Origin of the sequence: Ochrobactrum teleogrylli (genome assembly GCF_037482325.1) — a bacterium.
GTDB classification, from domain to species: Bacteria; Pseudomonadota; Alphaproteobacteria; order Rhizobiales; family Rhizobiaceae; genus Brucella; species Brucella teleogrylli.
In genome coordinates, this window is record NZ_JBBHKQ010000001.1 from 2,524,021 (window position 1) to 2,539,005 (window position 14,985).

Consider the following 14,985-nt stretch of genomic DNA (forward strand, 5'->3'; position numbering starts at 1 on the left):
GAAGCCGGGGGAAAAATCGCGCCGCTAATCCAGCAATGCCGCAATCGCGGTCGGCGCATCCTCGCCGCGCTCGGCCAGGTCCTCGAACTCGACCACCTGATCGATGTCGGCGCCCATGGAAATATTGGTGACGCGTTCCAGAATGAATTCCATCACGACGGGCACCTGATGCTCCTGCATCAGCGCCTTGGCCTGCTCGAAACTTTCCGCAAACTGGTTAGGGCTGCGCACCCGGATCGCCTTGCAGCCGAGACCTTCGGCAACCGCCACATGATCGACGCCATAGCCCTTCTCCGCATCGCCGGACGCATTGATGTTGTCGAAGGCGAGGCTGACCTCGAAATCCATATTGAAGCCGCGCTGCGCCTGACGGATCAGGCCGAGATAGGAGTTGTTCACGACCACATGAATGTAAGGCAGTTTGTGCTGTGCGCCGACCGCCAGTTCCTCGATCATGAACTGGAAGTCATAGTCGCCCGACAGCGCCACGATAGGCCGGTCGGGATCGGCGGCACGGACGCCCAGAGCCGCAGGCAGGGTCCAGCCAAGCGGACCGGCCTGACCGCAATTGATCCAGTTGCGCGGGCGATAGACATGCAGGAACTGCGCGCCCGCGATCTGGCTGAGGCCGATAGTGGTCACATAGCAGGTGTCGCGACCGAAAGCCTTGTTCATCTCCTCATAGACACGCTGGGGTTTCAGCGGCGTCTGATCGAAATGGGTCTTGCGCAGCATGGTGCGCTTGCGGCCCTCGCATTCCTTCGCCCAGCCGGACCAGTCGCGCAACTTGCCTGCCGCCTTCCATTCGGTCGCAACGTCGAGCAACTGCTTCAGCGCCTTGCCCGCATCGGACACGATGCCGAAATCTGGTGCAAAGACGCGCCCGATCTGCGTCGGTTCGATATCGACATGGATGAAGGTGCGATCCTTCTTATAGGTATCGACATTGCCGGTGTGACGGTTGGCCCATCGATTGCCGATGCCGATGACCGCATCGGAGGCCAGCAGATTGGCATTGCCGTAGCGATGCGAGGTCTGGAGGCCGCACATGCCCGCCATCAGACGGTGATCGTCCGGGATGACGCCCCAGCCCATCAGGGTCGGGATGACCGGAATGCCGGTGATCTCGGCGAATTCGACCAGCAAATCCGACGCATCGGCATTGATGATGCCGCCGCCAGCAACGATCAGCGGGCGTTCCGCCGCGTTCAGCATGGCAATCGCCTTTTCGGCCTGCGCCCGCGTGGCGGCTGGCTTATAGGCCTCCATCGGCTGATAGGTGTCGATGTCGAACTCGATTTCCGCAAGCTGGACATCGACCGGCAGATCGATCAGCACCGGACCGGGACGGCCCGACCGCATGACATGGAACGCCTTTTGAAACACAAAAGGCACCAGTGCGGGCTCCATGACCGTGACCGCCCATTTGGTAACGGGGGCCGCGATTTTAGCGATATCGACTGCCTGGAAGTCCTCCTTGTCGAGCCGGGCGCGGGGGGCTTGCCCTGTGACGCAGAGGATCGGAATGGAATCGGCGGAAGCGGAATAAAGGCCAGTGATCATATCCGTGCCCGCCGGGCCGGAGGTGCCGATGCACAGGCCGATATTGCCATGCTTTGCCCGCGTATAGCCTTCGGCCATATGCGAAGCGCCCTCGACGTGACGCGCCAGGATATGGCGGATCGAACCGCGCGCCTTCATGGCCGAATAAAACGGGTTGATGGCTGCACCCGGCACGCCGAAAGCGCAATTAATCCCTTCCCTCTCCAGCACAAGCACGGCTGCATCGACTGCACGCATTCTGGCCATGGCCAATCCTCCTATGGAATTATTCTCCATTTACAAATCCTATTTTCAAAAAATGGAAATGCATACCATTATATGGAAATAAAGATTTTCAACGGAATGGAGATAATCGGCGGCCCTTTTCGCGGGTGCAGCGATAGGATAGTGAATGATCACAGCAGAATCGGAGGCGGGCAGATGGAACAGGCCAAGGCAAAGCGGGGCCGCAAGGCGGCGGATAATGCAGCGCCCTCGTCCGTGCAGGTTCTGGACCGCAGCCTGAAACTTCTGGCGCTGATCGCCGAGAATGATGGCTCAACCCTGACCGATCTCGCCGATGCGAGCGGCATGGCACCTTCCACCGTGCACCGGCTGTTATCCTCGCTTGCCAATCACGGCATGGTTTCGCACGATCTGGAAAGCGGCGACTGGACCATCGGTGTCAAGGCGTTTGAAATCGGCAATGCCTTTCGCCGCTTCCGCAAGCTGGGCACGCTGGCGCGCCCCTATCTGAAGCAACTCATGGAGACGAGCGGCGAGACCGCGAATATCGGCGTCGAGGACGACGGCGATGTGGTGTTCATCTCGCAGATTGAAAGCCATGCGCCGATGCGCGCCTTCTTTCGTCCCGGACGGCGCGGACCGATCCACGCATCGGGCATCGGCAAAGCAATTCTGTCGACCTGGTCGGATGGCGAAATCGCCCGCGCGCTTTCAGGAAAAGCGCTGGAGCACTTCACCCAGCGCACGCTCGACAACCTGCCCGCGCTTTTGAAAGACATTCAGGCGACACGCATGCGCGGCTGGTCCATCGATGACGAGGAACACACGCTCGGCATGTGCTGCATCGCCGCCCCGATTTTCAACGAATATGGCGAGGGCATTGCTGGCATTTCCGTTTCCGGCCCCGCGGTGCGCCTGCCAAAGAAGAAGCTCGAAGAGCTGGGGCCGCTCATCCGCGCGACCGCCGATCAGCTGACCCGCGCCATTGGCGGCAAGCGACCGGAAGAGCTCTGAACACGATTATTTTGGGCTGAACTCTATGTTGCCACGCTGCTCTTTTCCCTCATCCTGAGGAGCTTTCCTGAGCTTGTCGAAGGAAAGCGTCTCGAAGGGCTGAGGGAAAACGAACCAGCGCCTGCCCTCGTCCTTCGAGGCTTCGCTTCGCTCCGCACCTCAGGATGAGGGGGAAGCGAAGCGACGGATTAGGCGAAAATCGTCAGGCTACATCTGTACTTTACAGTTCCGTCTTGAGCGGCCTCCCCGCCACATAGGTCTCGACAATGGCGCGGTCGTCGCCGACCGTTTGCAGCAGGAACAGCTCCTGTTCCAGCGTTGCGCCTGCCGCCATGCGCAGACGCATCGGCGATGTGGCGGCTGAATCAAGCACCACGATATCGGCTTCGGTGCCTTCCTCCAGCGTGCCGATCTTGTCTTCCATCGACAGCGCCCGAGCATTGCCAAGCGTCATCATGTAGAAGGACTGGAACGGGTTCAGGCGCTGTTCGCGCAGCTGCAAGATCTTGTAGCCCTCGTCCATGGTGCGCAGCATGGAAAAACTGGTGCCGCCGCCGACATCGGTTGCCACAGCCATGCGCACGCCCGACGCCTTCAGGCGATCACGGTCGAACAGGCCGGAACCGAGGAACAGGTTCGAGGTCGGGCAGAACACCGCCACCGAGCCGGTTTCCGCCATCACGCGCACTTCGCGATCTTCCAGATGGATGGAGTGGCCGAGCAGCGTCTTATTGCCCAGCAGGCCATAATGCTCGTAAATGCCGAGATAGTCCGGCGCATCCGGGTAAAGCGACTTGGTGAATTCGATCTCGTCGTGGTTTTCCGACAAATGCGTCTGGATGAAGCACTCGGGATGTTCACGGGCCAACACCTGACTGGCTTCGAGCTGTTCCGGCGTCGAGGTAATGGCGAAGCGTGGCGTGATCACATAGTCGAGCCGGTCCTTGCCGTGCCAGCGCGCAATCAGCGCCTTGCTGTCGTCGTAACCGGATTGGGCGGTGTCGCGCAAAGCGGGCGGCGCGTTGCGGTCCATCATCACCTTGCCACCCAGCATACGCATATTGCGATGCTGCGAAGCACGAAAATAGGCGTCGACGCTTTGCGGATGCACCGAGCAATAAGCGACAGCCGTGGTGGTGCCATGGCGGATTAGCTCGTCCAGAAAACGCTCGGCGATGAATTCCGCGTGCTGCTCATCGGCGAATTTTTGTTCGGCCACGAATGTATAGGTGTTGAGCCATTCCAGGAGATTGGCGGCATAGGACGCGACCACCTGGGTCTGCGGATAATGGATATGCGTATCGATGAAGCCCGGCAGGATCAGATGCGGACGATGATCGGCCAACTTCACATCGCTGCCCGCTTCCGCGCTAACTTGCGCATACTCCCCAAGGCGCACAATGCGTCCGTCTTCGACCAAAATGGCACCATCTTCGATATAGCGATAGGAAGCGCTGTCATCGAGACTTTGCGGCTCATCGCGAAAGGTCAGAACGCGGCCACGGATGAGAAGTCTGGTCATTGTTACTTTGCTCCAGCAGTAGCGGATTCATACCAGGAGGCGAGAAGCTGGCGCTCCTGATCGGTCACTCCGGTCACATTGGCGGGCGGCATGGCATGGGAGCGACCGGCCTGCAAATAGATTTCACGCGCATGGGCGGCGATTTCCCGATCCGTTTCAAGCGTCACGCCCTTCGGCGGCGTGATCATGCCTTCCCAACCCGGCTCCGCCGCATGGCACATGGCGCAGCGTCCCAAAACGGTATCCCGCACTTTGCCAAAGTGCGGGTCCGAGATGAAAGTTTGCTGTAAAGCGGAAACCTTCTGTTCTTCCGGCTGGCCGGTCAGAATCTTCGGTGCGGTGGAAAGCCACATGATGACGATGAACAGGATGACCGTCACCAGCCAGGTCCATGTCGGCTTGCCCTTGCGGGCATGCTGGGTGTTGAACCAATGGCGGATCGTAACACCCATCAGGAACACCAGCGAGGCGATGATCCAGTTATACTGCGTGCCGAAAGCCAGCGGATTGTGGTTCGACAGCATCAGGAACAGCACCGGCAGCGTCAGATAATTGTTATGCGTCGAGCGCTGCTTGGCGATCTTGCCGTATTTCGGATCGGGCTTGCGACCGGCGATGAGATCGGCCACCACGATTTTCTGGTTCGGGATGATGATCATGAACACGTTGGCCGACATGATCGTCGCCGTGAAAGCGCCCAGATGCAGGAAGGCCGCGCGGCTGGTGAACAGATGCGTATAGCCCCAGGCCACGAACACGAGCACCGCATAGAGCATGACCATCAAAAGCGTGTCGCTCTTGCCCAGCATCAGCTTGCAGATGGTGTTATAGGCGACCCAGCCAAAGGCCAGCGAGGCGATGGAAATCGCGATGGCAACCGGAACTGACACATCGAGCACATTCGGATCGATCAGGTAAAGATCGGCGCCCGTGTAATAGACAATGCAGAGCAGCGTGAAGCCCGACAGCCAGGTGGCGTAGGATTCCCATTTGAACCAGGTCAGGTGTTCCGGCATTTCGGCAGGCGCAACCAGATATTTCTGGATGTGATAGAAACCACCGCCATGGACCTGCCATTCCTCGCCATGCGCACCAACCGGCAAGCCGGGACGCTGGCGCAGACCGAGATCAAGCGCGATGAAGTAGAAAGACGAGCCGATCCACGCAATCGCGGTAATGACATGCAGCCACCGCGCTGCGAAGCCCAGCCAGTCCCAGGCTACGGCAAAATCATACATCAGGCACTCCCATTGTTCGCCCCATTGTTCGTTATCTCATTATGTGCCAAAGCTTTGCGTCCGAGGGAACGTCACAACACGACCATCACTTTCAAAAAAAACTAGACAATCGTGGAGGGGACGCATGTCTTATCTTGATAATCTGCGCGTTTTCGTGCGCGTTGTCGAATTGGGAAATCTTTCTGCCGCCGGGCGCGACCAGCGCGCCTCTCCGGCGGTTGCGAGTAATCGAATCAAGGAGTTGGAGAAGCATCTTGGCGTCCGGCTCTTCAACCGTACCACGCGCAAGCTGACGCCGACCGAGCATGGCCGCATATTCTATGACGGCGCTTTGAAAATCCTCGAAGCGGTCGATGAGGCGGAAGCAGCCGTCGCGGAACTTGCGAAAAATCCCAAGGGATCGATTCGCATCACCGCGCCTTTGGGGCTTGGCCGCAGGCTCATCGCGTCGGGCATTCCGGAGTTTCACGACAAATATCCAGATATCGAAGTGCGCCTGCGACTATCTGACCACGAGATCGACATTATGAGCGAAAGCGTGGATGTCGCCTTCAAACTCGGTGTTCTGGAAAACTCCAACTTGCGCATGCGCGGCATCCTGAATTGTGAGCGCGTGATCTGCGCCGCCCCGCAATATCTTGAAAAACATGGGATTCCGCAATCACCGGAAGAGCTGCTGGGCGACACGCATGACTGTTTGCTGCTGCGTTTTCCGGGGTCGAAGGAATATTACTGGTCGCTGCAAACATCGGAAGGTCTTCGCAAATTCGAAGTCACCGGACCTTATGATTCCGATGATGGCGACGTATTGACGCAATGGGCGCTGGGCGGGCGCGGCATCATCAACAAGCCGCTGTTCGAGGTGAAGGAATATCTCCGCGACGGACGGCTGGTGCCGCTCCTCGAAAGCACGCCGCCAGCACCGATCCAGCTTGCGGCGATCTATCCGCACAAGCGTTTTCAGGACCCGAAGGTGCGTCTGATCATCGATTTCATGACGGAGCGCTGCCAGCGGCTGATACGGGAAGCGCTGGCTTAGGCAGATTGCACTGCATACTAGCTGTAATGGAAAACAGATTTCCGAAGACACCCGAAAAGGAGAAGCTGGACGTATATTTAACAAGGATATTCGTTATGAGAAAATCAAAGAACTTTATTAACGCCGACGATCAAAGCCTTGTCCCCAGCTGGGGGCCATATATTACCTCCAAATTTAAAAGCGATAGCGCTGAATTATATTACATTGAACAAGGCGTACCACGGGATGGGCTTGCAAATGGCATTGAGTGGTCAGGCTGTGATTTTCATTTCAACGAGCCAAACGGCTACGTCGGCATTCGCCGTGGCATTGGCAATAGTAATATCTGTTTATTTTGGAACGCGGATGACCCGTCGATCAGCGGTGCGGGCAACCCAGTTCTTCTGGACTATGTAGCACCAACATCCAGCGTTATTTATTCTCAAGGTAATCCCAAAGAACTACGCGTGGAAAACCAGTTCATCAGCCCGATGCCATGGAACGTTGATACTTGGTACGCAACTGTCATTCGACGTTGGAAGAGGCCGAATAGGACTGATAATTTTATGGGATACTTCATGTATGACTACTCTTCCGGGATTTGGACAGAATATATGGTAGCAAACCTTGGACTACTCTCTTATTCTCTCGAGGGCGATAGTATCACCGGATACCTACAGCGTTTTGGTGGATCTGCGTTAGGCTATAGCGGCATTTATGGTCAGCATTTCAAAATGCAATCTGGGGGAGTGTGGGAAAAGCCCTTATATTATACGGCATCTGGCGGCGAACCTTACAGCTCATGGACTGCAGAACTCGCTCAAAACGTCAACATCAAACTTACAGCAGGCGGCAATTTTGGAAACAACACTGGTGAAATAAAACTAACGCCAAACCAATTTGATGCCAAACCGAAACCTGCAGGTCCCAGCGAGATACTAGATTTTAGTGCATCCTACGACAACGATAAGCGATATATAACATTTAACTGGAATTTAAACAACAAAAAGCCACCTCAGTTAAACTTTACTATAACTGTATATGAGAACTTCGCTTTAGACGGCTACAACATTCTATCGTTTAGTGACGCCATCCCAAGCAAAAGACAATGGGGGTATGAACTTGATCCCCTCAATATTTCTGATAAATACATCGCAAAAATCGATATTGTAAGTATATTTGACGAGAAATCTAGTTCTTTTGCCGAGTTTAATATTAATTAACGGAACATTGCTTTAAATTGGCGCACAAAACGGCGTTCAGCACTTCGGCCGCCGCAAGGGCTGCAATGACTTCCGGCCGTTTGTCCTTCAAGACCGCACCGCCGACCGGAGGAGCTGCTCCATACTATCAGGGGCCGCGCCCGTTCAAAATCTCCTGTTCTGGATGATGAACCATAAATCCCGTGATAGTAACGGCCATCAAAGCGGCAATACTATCTAATCCACGCAACAATAAGCGACCAAACTATTCGAATTGACAATTAATATGATAAAGTTTTCAAATATATTAGAAATATAAATTCAAAATAATACATTTTACACAATACTCATTTTAAAAATTCCATGAGTATCAACCCGTAAATCCAACGGTTCAGAGAAAATGTGAATAAATTTCAAGGAATTATTTTTTTGAGAGAAAATATTTCACCTGATGCTTCAAATCGCGACCCGATAATTGAAGACATCCAGAAGCGCACCTTCCAATGGTTCTGGGAGAGCGGGCAAAATAGTCCCCACGGCCTTATCCCCGATCGCAATTCGGAAGGGCATCTCGATCAGGATTTCACAAGCATCGCAGCCACGGGTTTTGCCCTTACAGCCTACGCTGTCGGTGTCGAGCGCGGATATATTGCTCGTCATGAGGCCGCAGAACGAACGTATAATACCCTTCATTTTTTTGCCACCGCACCTCAGGGCGACGGGACGAGCGGCTTCACGGGTTACAATGGATTTTTCTACCATTTCCTGCACAAGGACAGCGGCACCCGTTATAACACCTGCGAATTATCATCCATTGATACCGCTTTGCTGCTTGCAGGGGCGCTGTTTGCTCAAGCCTACTATTCCAACCCTTCTGACCCGCTAGAGAAAGCTATTCGCAACCTCTCCGGTCAGATCTATTCAAAAGTAAACTGGAGCTGGATGCGGGGTGGAGCCGACAAAAAGACAATTGCCATGGGCTGGCTGCCGGAATCGGGGGGCTCTTTTGTGTCAGCCCCGTGGCTCGGCTATAATGAAGCAATGATATTATATATCCTTGCACTGGGCGCGCCTACATTTTCGCTTCCACCGTCTGCATGGAAAGAGGGATGGACCAGTAATTATTACCGGCAAATATGCTCTTATCAGGACAAAACCCTGCTTCGTTTCGCGCCCATGTTTGGCCACCAATACAGCCATATCTGGCTTGATTTTAAAGGCATCCAGGACGACTGGAACAAAGAAAACGGGCTGGACTATTTCGAGAACAGCTGCCGTGCGACCTATCATCAGCAAGCCTATGCGGTCGCCAATCCACTGGGTTTCAAGGGATATGGCGAAAATGTGTGGGGGCTTACAGCATGCGATGGCCCTGCCAATGATTCTGGTGGCGAACCTTACTGGGACGCACAGGGAAAGCGCTATTTCGGCTATACTGCCCGTGGCGCCGGGCGTCTGGGCGTTATCAATCCTGCGGATGCTTATACAGATGCCGGCGGCACCATCGTTTCTGACGATGGTACGATTGCGCCTACGGCAGCAGGTGGCTCCATCGCATTTGCACCAGATATTGTCATTCCCACATTAAAACATATGAAGAATATAAACGTTGGAAACAGGCCTGTTTATGGTAAATATGGCTTCTTCGACGCTTTCAACCTCACCGTAAACAAGTCTCCATATGTAAATGGATGGGTGGGTTATCAATATATTGGTATTGATCAGGGACCGATTGTGCTCATGATTGAAAATTATTACAGCCGCCTGATATGGGACACGATGAAAAAGAGCAGTTATATTCGCGACGGATTGAAGCGAGCCGGCTTTACGGGTGGCTGGCTCAACGATAACGGATATGATGGCTTGGTTGAGCCCGCGCGGTAGATGCAAATGTTGGAATCAGATCACTAGGCGTAATGCGTCAGCATCTCAGCGCCTTGGAATAATTGACACACAAAACGGCGGTCAGCACTTCGGCCGCCGCAAGGGCTGCAATGACTTCGGGCCGTTTGTCCTTCACGACCGCACCGCCGACCGGGCAGATGAGCTCTTCAAACAACTCGTCGCTGCCGAATTCGCGGTTCAACCAATTTTTGAAAGTCGCCTTCTTCGTCTTCGAGCCGATCATGCCGACATAGATCGCATCGCGGCGTTGCAGCGCCTCGGCGGCGATCAGAAAATCAAGCGCGTGATCATGCGTCAGTATGATGAACGCACTGCCCGGCGGTGCGGAACGCACCACCTGTTCCGGCATGGCCGCAAGGCAGGTTTCGACGCCCGGCGCGTCGACAGCCATCAGTTCTGCCTCACGCGTATCCACCAGCACCACCCGCACCGGCGTCAGCGACAGCGCATAGGCCAGCGCATCGCCGACATGGCCTGCGCCGAAAACATAGACATGCGGACGGGTAGCAATTTCCGCATCGACCTTGCTGACCAGTTCATCCGCAAGGCCGCGATTGACGCGCCTGAAATTCAGGGCCACGCGCCCGCCGCAGCATTGGCCGATCTCCGGCCCCAAAGGCACATCCATCGGAGAATCGCGACCGCCAGCGAGTATTTTCCGGGCGTGGTCGATGGCCATATATTCGAGCTGTCCACCGCCGATGGTGCGGAAGATCATATCGCGGGCGACGAGCATCCATGCCCCGGCATCGCGGGGCGCAGAGCCCTTCACGTCCGCCACCTCCACCAGCACGCTGTCGTGGCGACGGTTCAGGAATGCCCTTATATCGTCCCGCCTGCCCAGCGTGCCGCGACTCATAGTGTTACCCCTTTTGCGCGCGCAGCCGCTCAATGGCCATCAACACACGCTCAGGCGTGGCTGGCGCATCGAGACGCGGGCTGATCTTGTGGTCGGCAACGCTCGCCACCGCATCCGACAGCGCATAAAGCACCGACATGCCGTGCGGCAGCGGCGGCTCGCCCACCGCTTTCGAGCGATGGATGGTCGGCTCATAGGCTTCCGACCAGTCGGTCAGCGCGACATTGAAAATCTTGGGCCGGTCGGATGCGAGCGGGATCTTGTAGGTGGACGGCGCATGGGTGCGCAGCCGCCCCTTATCGTCCCAGACTAGTTCCTCTGTGGTGAGCCAGCCCATGCCCTGCACAAAGCCGCCTTCGATCTGGCCGATGTCGATGACACGGTTGAGCGAGCGTCCGGTATCGTGAAGAATATCGGTGCGTTCCACCACATATTCGCCGGTCAGCGTATCGATAGAGACTTCCGAACAGGCCGCGCCATAGGCGTAATAATAGAAGGCATGGCCTTTGCCCTTCGCCCGGTCCCAGTGGATTTTCGGCGTCTTGTAGTGCCCGGCGGCGGAAAGCTGCACGCGCCCGATATAGGCCTGCTTCACTAGATCGTTGAAGCTGATCTCCTGATTGCCGACGCGAATGCGGTTGGGCAGGAATACAACCTGATCTTCCGGCACCCGATATTGCTCGGCAGCAAAACGGATCAGCCGCTTCTTGATCTGGCGCGCGGCATCCTGCGCGGCCATGCCGTTGAGATCGGCACCCGACGATGCCGCCGTCGGCGCAGTGTTCGGCACCTTGGCGGTGGTGGTCGCGGTGATCTTCACCCGGTCGATGTCGATCTGGAATTCTTCCGCCACGACCTGCGCCACCTTCATATGGAGGCCCTGCCCCATTTCCGTGCCGCCATGGTTCATATGCACCGAGCCGTCATTATAGACATGCACCAGCGCACCGGCCTGATTGGACTCGGTCTTGGTGAAGGAAATGCCGAATTTCACCGGCGTCAGCGCCATGCCGCGCTTCACGGTGCGGCTCTTGGCGTTGAATTCACGGATAGCCTCACGGCGCGCAGCGTAATCGGCGCTCTCTTCCAGTTCCGCAACAATGCGCTGGATGATGCAGTCTTCCACCTTCTGGTGATAGGGTGTGACGTTACGAGCGCCACCCTCGGTACCCATCGCGTCGTAGAAATTGAGCTTGCGGATATCGAGCGGGTCCTTGCCAACCGCAAAGGCCACTTCCTCGATGACACGTTCGGCACCGACCATGCCCTGCGGGCCGCCAAAACCGCGAAACGCCGTGTTGGACACGGTATTGGTATAAAGCGGCGCGGATTGCGCATGCACTGCCGGAAAGAAATAGGCATTGTCGCAATGAAACAGCGCCCGGTCGCCGACCGGTCCCGAAAGGTCGGCGGAAAAACCGGCATTGAGCGCGAACATATAATCGACGCCCAGAATATTGCCTTCGTCGTCGAAACCGACCTCGTAATCGATCATGAAATCATGACGCTTGCCCGTGGCGGTCATGTCCTCATCGCGGTCGAGACGGATTTTCACCGCGCGCTTGTGCTTCTTGGCGGCGATAGCGGCAATAGCGGCCCATTGATTGGCCTGCGTTTCCTTGCCGCCGAAGCCGCCGCCCATGCGGCGCACTTCAACCGTGACCGAATGGCTCGGCACACCCAGCGCATGGGCGACCAGATGCTGCGTTTCGCTCGGCCCCTGCGTGGAGCAATAGATGGTGACGTCTTCATCTTCACCGGGAACGGCCAGAGAAGCTTGTCCCTCGAGATAGAAATGGTCCTGACCGCCGACCATCATGCGGCTCTTGACCTTGCGCGGGGCCTCGTCGATGGCCTTGCGGGCATCGCCGCGATTAAGCGTCAGCGGCGTGAAGACCAGACGGTCTTTTGCGCCGTCGAGACCGGCAATGGAAAACAGGCCGGGCATTTCCTCATATTCGACCTTGGCCAGACGCGCGGCGCGGCGGGCCTGATCGCGGGTGCGACCAATCACGGCAAAGATCGGCTGGCCGTGAAACTGCACCTTATCGACTGCGAAGATTGGATCGTCATGCATGCCCGATGGCGAAACGTCGTTTTCGCCGGGAATGTCGCGATAAGTCAGCACATCGACCACACCGGGTGCAGCGCGCACAGCGGCAAGGTCGATAGACTTGATATTGGCATGGGCCACCGTCGCAAGGCCGACGCCGACATGCAGCGTGCCTTCGGGTTCGGGAATATCGTCGATATAGACCGCCTCGCCCGTCACATGCTTATGCGCGGAATCATGCTTCTGGTCGGTGGCGACACCACCTTTTATAGCTGCGGCTTTGATCGTGCTTGCAGGATGTTTGTTCATGCCTGCCTCCTTCAGACCGCTTCTTCGATATGCTGAGCGCGCAAGGGTTCGGCTTGCCCTTGCGTTTCGGCATAGAAGCGGCGCAACAAATTCTTCGAGACCATCAGGCGATAATCCGCTGTGGCGCGCATATCGCTCAAGGGCTGGTAATCCTGCTCATAGGCACCGATTGCGGCCTCCACTGTATCTTCGCTCCATGGCTGACCCAGAAGTGCGGCTTCCACGGCAAAGGCGCGTTTTGGTGTCGCCGCCATGCCGCCATAGGCGATGCGAATGGAAGCGACCTTGCCTGCCGCATCGAGCGCCATGTGGAATGCGCCGAGCGCTGCGGTGATGTCTTCCTCGAAACGCTTGGAAACCTTGTAGATCGCAAAGTGGTTGTCTTCCGCCGGGATCGGCACATGTACCGCCTCTACGAATTCGCCGGGTTGACGATCCTGCTTGCCATAGGCGATGAAGAAATCTTCCAGCGGAATGGTGCGGCGGCTATCGCCCTTGCGCAGCGTCAGCCTTGCGTTGAGCGCGATCAGCGGCGGTGGGGTGTCGCCGATGGGCGAACCATTGGCGATATTACCGCCGATCGTGCCCATATTACGCACTTGCTCGCCACCGATGCGGTTGATGAGTTGCCCAAGCTGCGGAATGCACTTGGCAAGGAAAGCGAAGGCCTCCGTATAGGTCACGCCCGCGCCAATGGTGACGACATTGTTGTCCTCGGTGATCGCCCGCAATTCGGTCAGATGGCCGATGAAGACGACCGGCGAAATATCGCGCATCATCTTCGTGACCCAGAGGCCCACATCGGTGGAACCGGCCACCACGGTCGCCTTCGGCTCATTGGCCAGCACAGTGGCAAAATCGTCGAGATCGGCAGGCACGACCAGACGGTCCTTGCCCTCGCCTACTTCGACCCGCGAACCGTCGCGCATGGAATTCAACTGTTCCAGCACATGGGCGCGTTCTGCCGCCAGCGGGTCTTCCGTCGTATTGCCGTAATCGGAAATGGCACGGGCGGCGCGAATGATCGCCTCATAGCCGGTGCAGCGGCAGAGATTGCCTTGCAGCGCCTTTTCAATGGCAGGGTCGGCGGGCTTCGGATTGCGCATCCACAGCCCGTAAAGCGACATGACAAAACCCGGTGTGCAGAAGCCGCATTGCGAGCCGTGGAAGTCGATCATCGCCTTTTGCACCGGATGCAGACCGCCATCGGCACCGCGCAGATGCTCGACCGTCACCACATGGCAGCCATCCAGTGAACCGACGAAACGGATGCAGGCATTGACGCTTTCATAGACGAGTTCGCTGCCCGCGATCTTGCCGACCAGCACCGTGCAGGCGCCGCAATCGCCTTCGGCGCAGCCTTCCTTTGTGCCGCGCAGCTTGCAGGCCAGACGCAGATAATCGAGCAGCGTTTCCGTTGGCGAAACCCGGTCGAGTTCAACCCGCTCGCCATTGAGAAGAAAACATATTCTGTTTCTCACAGACTGAACCATCCTGCTCAGCTCCCGCGATAGGTCGAATAGGAAAAAGGCGAAACCAGAAGCGGCACATGATAATGCGCCTTTTCATCGGAAACACCAAAGCGCAACGGCACCACGTCAAGGAACGGCACGCCGTCTTCGTCCTTGCCAAAATATTCGCCGACATGAAACAGGAGCTCATAGGAGCCGCGTTGCAGGTCGCCATTGGCCAGCAGCGGCTCACCGCTGCGCCCGTCCTGATTGGTGCGGATTTCCTTGACGCTGTGCGGCGTGTGATTCTCGATCCGGCGCAATTCGATACGCAATCCCGCAGCAGGCTTGCCGCTGACCGTATCGAGAACATGTGTCGTCAACCGACCTGTTCTGCCCTCATCGCCGTGATGTCCCTGACCCATTTGCACTCCTGACCGCATGCGTGATTCTCCGGCCATTAACAGCCGAACCGCCGCAAGTTGCTGATTTTACTCGGTTTGCCAGTGCTGTTTTTGCAATGAAAGCACATTTTTATGGCAGACCGGCGGCGTTCCCGCTTTTGTTCCCATCGTGAAGTATTCCGCCTTATGCGGCATTAAGAAAGAGCTTTCTCATTGGATGTC

11 protein-coding genes and 1 pseudogene are annotated in these 14,985 nt (G+C 56.6%); 4 read left to right on the forward strand and 8 right to left on the reverse strand.

From position 1 onward, the window contains the following. Positions 1 to 24 precede the first annotated feature (24 nt). Positions 25 to 1,809, reverse strand: coding sequence for a glyoxylate carboligase (gene gcl, locus WIX40_RS11905; RefSeq protein WP_339439972.1), 1,785 nt, complete (start codon positions 1,807 to 1,809; stop codon positions 25 to 27). A 174-nt stretch (positions 1,810 to 1,983) separates the two neighbouring features. Between gcl and WIX40_RS11910 the strand changes: the two genes are divergently transcribed. Beyond that, entirely contained in the window at positions 1,984 to 2,802 is an 819-nt protein-coding gene (locus tag WIX40_RS11910; RefSeq protein ID WP_339439973.1) for an IclR family transcriptional regulator, read from the forward strand. 220 nt (positions 2,803 to 3,022) lie between these two features. Here WIX40_RS11910 and guaD read toward each other — a convergent pair whose 3' ends face one another. Then, positions 3,023 to 4,324 (reverse strand): guanine deaminase, encoded by a 1,302-nt coding sequence (gene guaD, locus WIX40_RS11915; RefSeq protein ID WP_339439974.1) that lies wholly within the window; start codon positions 4,322 to 4,324, stop codon positions 3,023 to 3,025. A gap of 2 nt (positions 4,325 to 4,326) precedes the next feature. Continuing rightward, positions 4,327 to 5,562, reverse strand: a complete 1,236-nt coding sequence (locus WIX40_RS11920; protein ID WP_339439975.1) for a urate hydroxylase PuuD — start codon at positions 5,560 to 5,562, stop codon at positions 4,327 to 4,329. A gap of 124 nt (positions 5,563 to 5,686) precedes the next feature. Here WIX40_RS11920 and WIX40_RS11925 point away from each other — a divergent pair, with 124 nt between their 5' ends. Together WIX40_RS11925 and WIX40_RS11930 are read left to right on the forward strand one after the other, a co-directional pair. Continuing rightward, positions 5,687 to 6,601: a LysR family transcriptional regulator gene (locus tag WIX40_RS11925; protein ID WP_121537288.1), complete on the forward strand. Its 915-nt coding sequence runs from the start codon at positions 5,687 to 5,689 to the stop codon at positions 6,599 to 6,601. 95 nt (positions 6,602 to 6,696) lie between these two features. Further along, positions 6,697 to 7,803 carry a DUF3472 domain-containing protein gene (locus WIX40_RS11930; RefSeq protein ID WP_339439977.1) on the forward strand — a complete coding sequence of 369 codons (1,107 nt, stop codon included), beginning with the start codon at positions 6,697 to 6,699 and terminating at the stop codon, positions 7,801 to 7,803. Here the strand turns inward: WIX40_RS11930 and WIX40_RS11935 are convergent. Next, a pseudogene (locus WIX40_RS11935) lies at positions 7,796 to 7,912 on the reverse strand (xanthine dehydrogenase accessory protein XdhC); the annotation flags it as partial. The gene WIX40_RS11930 and the pseudogene WIX40_RS11935 sit on opposite strands and share 8 nt — an antisense overlap. A 272-nt stretch (positions 7,913 to 8,184) precedes the next feature. Between WIX40_RS11935 and WIX40_RS11940 the strand changes: the two are divergent. After that, positions 8,185 to 9,666 carry a glucoamylase family protein gene (locus WIX40_RS11940; protein ID WP_140025376.1) on the forward strand — a complete coding sequence of 494 codons (1,482 nt, stop codon included), beginning with the start codon at positions 8,185 to 8,187 and terminating at the stop codon, positions 9,664 to 9,666. 37 nt (positions 9,667 to 9,703) lie between these two features. Here the strand turns inward: WIX40_RS11940 and xdhC are convergent, their stop codons facing one another. The 4 genes from xdhC to uraH are packed head-to-tail and all read right to left on the reverse strand — an operon-like array spanning position 9,704 to position 14,784. Beyond that, a complete protein-coding gene (xdhC, locus tag WIX40_RS11945) occupies positions 9,704 to 10,546 on the reverse strand; it encodes a xanthine dehydrogenase accessory protein XdhC (RefSeq protein ID WP_339439978.1) in 843 nt (280 codons plus the stop codon). Between the two features lie 4 nt (positions 10,547 to 10,550). After that, positions 10,551 to 12,908, reverse strand: a complete 2,358-nt coding sequence (gene xdhB / locus WIX40_RS11950; protein ID WP_339439979.1) for a xanthine dehydrogenase molybdopterin binding subunit — start codon at positions 12,906 to 12,908, stop codon at positions 10,551 to 10,553. Between the two features lie 11 nt (positions 12,909 to 12,919). Beyond that, entirely contained in the window at positions 12,920 to 14,401 is a 1,482-nt protein-coding gene (xdhA, locus tag WIX40_RS11955) for a xanthine dehydrogenase small subunit (RefSeq protein WP_339439981.1), read from the reverse strand. A 5-nt stretch (positions 14,402 to 14,406) separates the two neighbouring features. After that, positions 14,407 to 14,784 carry a hydroxyisourate hydrolase gene (uraH, locus tag WIX40_RS11960; RefSeq protein WP_121537280.1) on the reverse strand — a complete coding sequence of 126 codons (378 nt, stop codon included), beginning with the start codon at positions 14,782 to 14,784 and terminating at the stop codon, positions 14,407 to 14,409. Between the last annotated feature and the right edge of the window lie 201 nt (positions 14,785 to 14,985).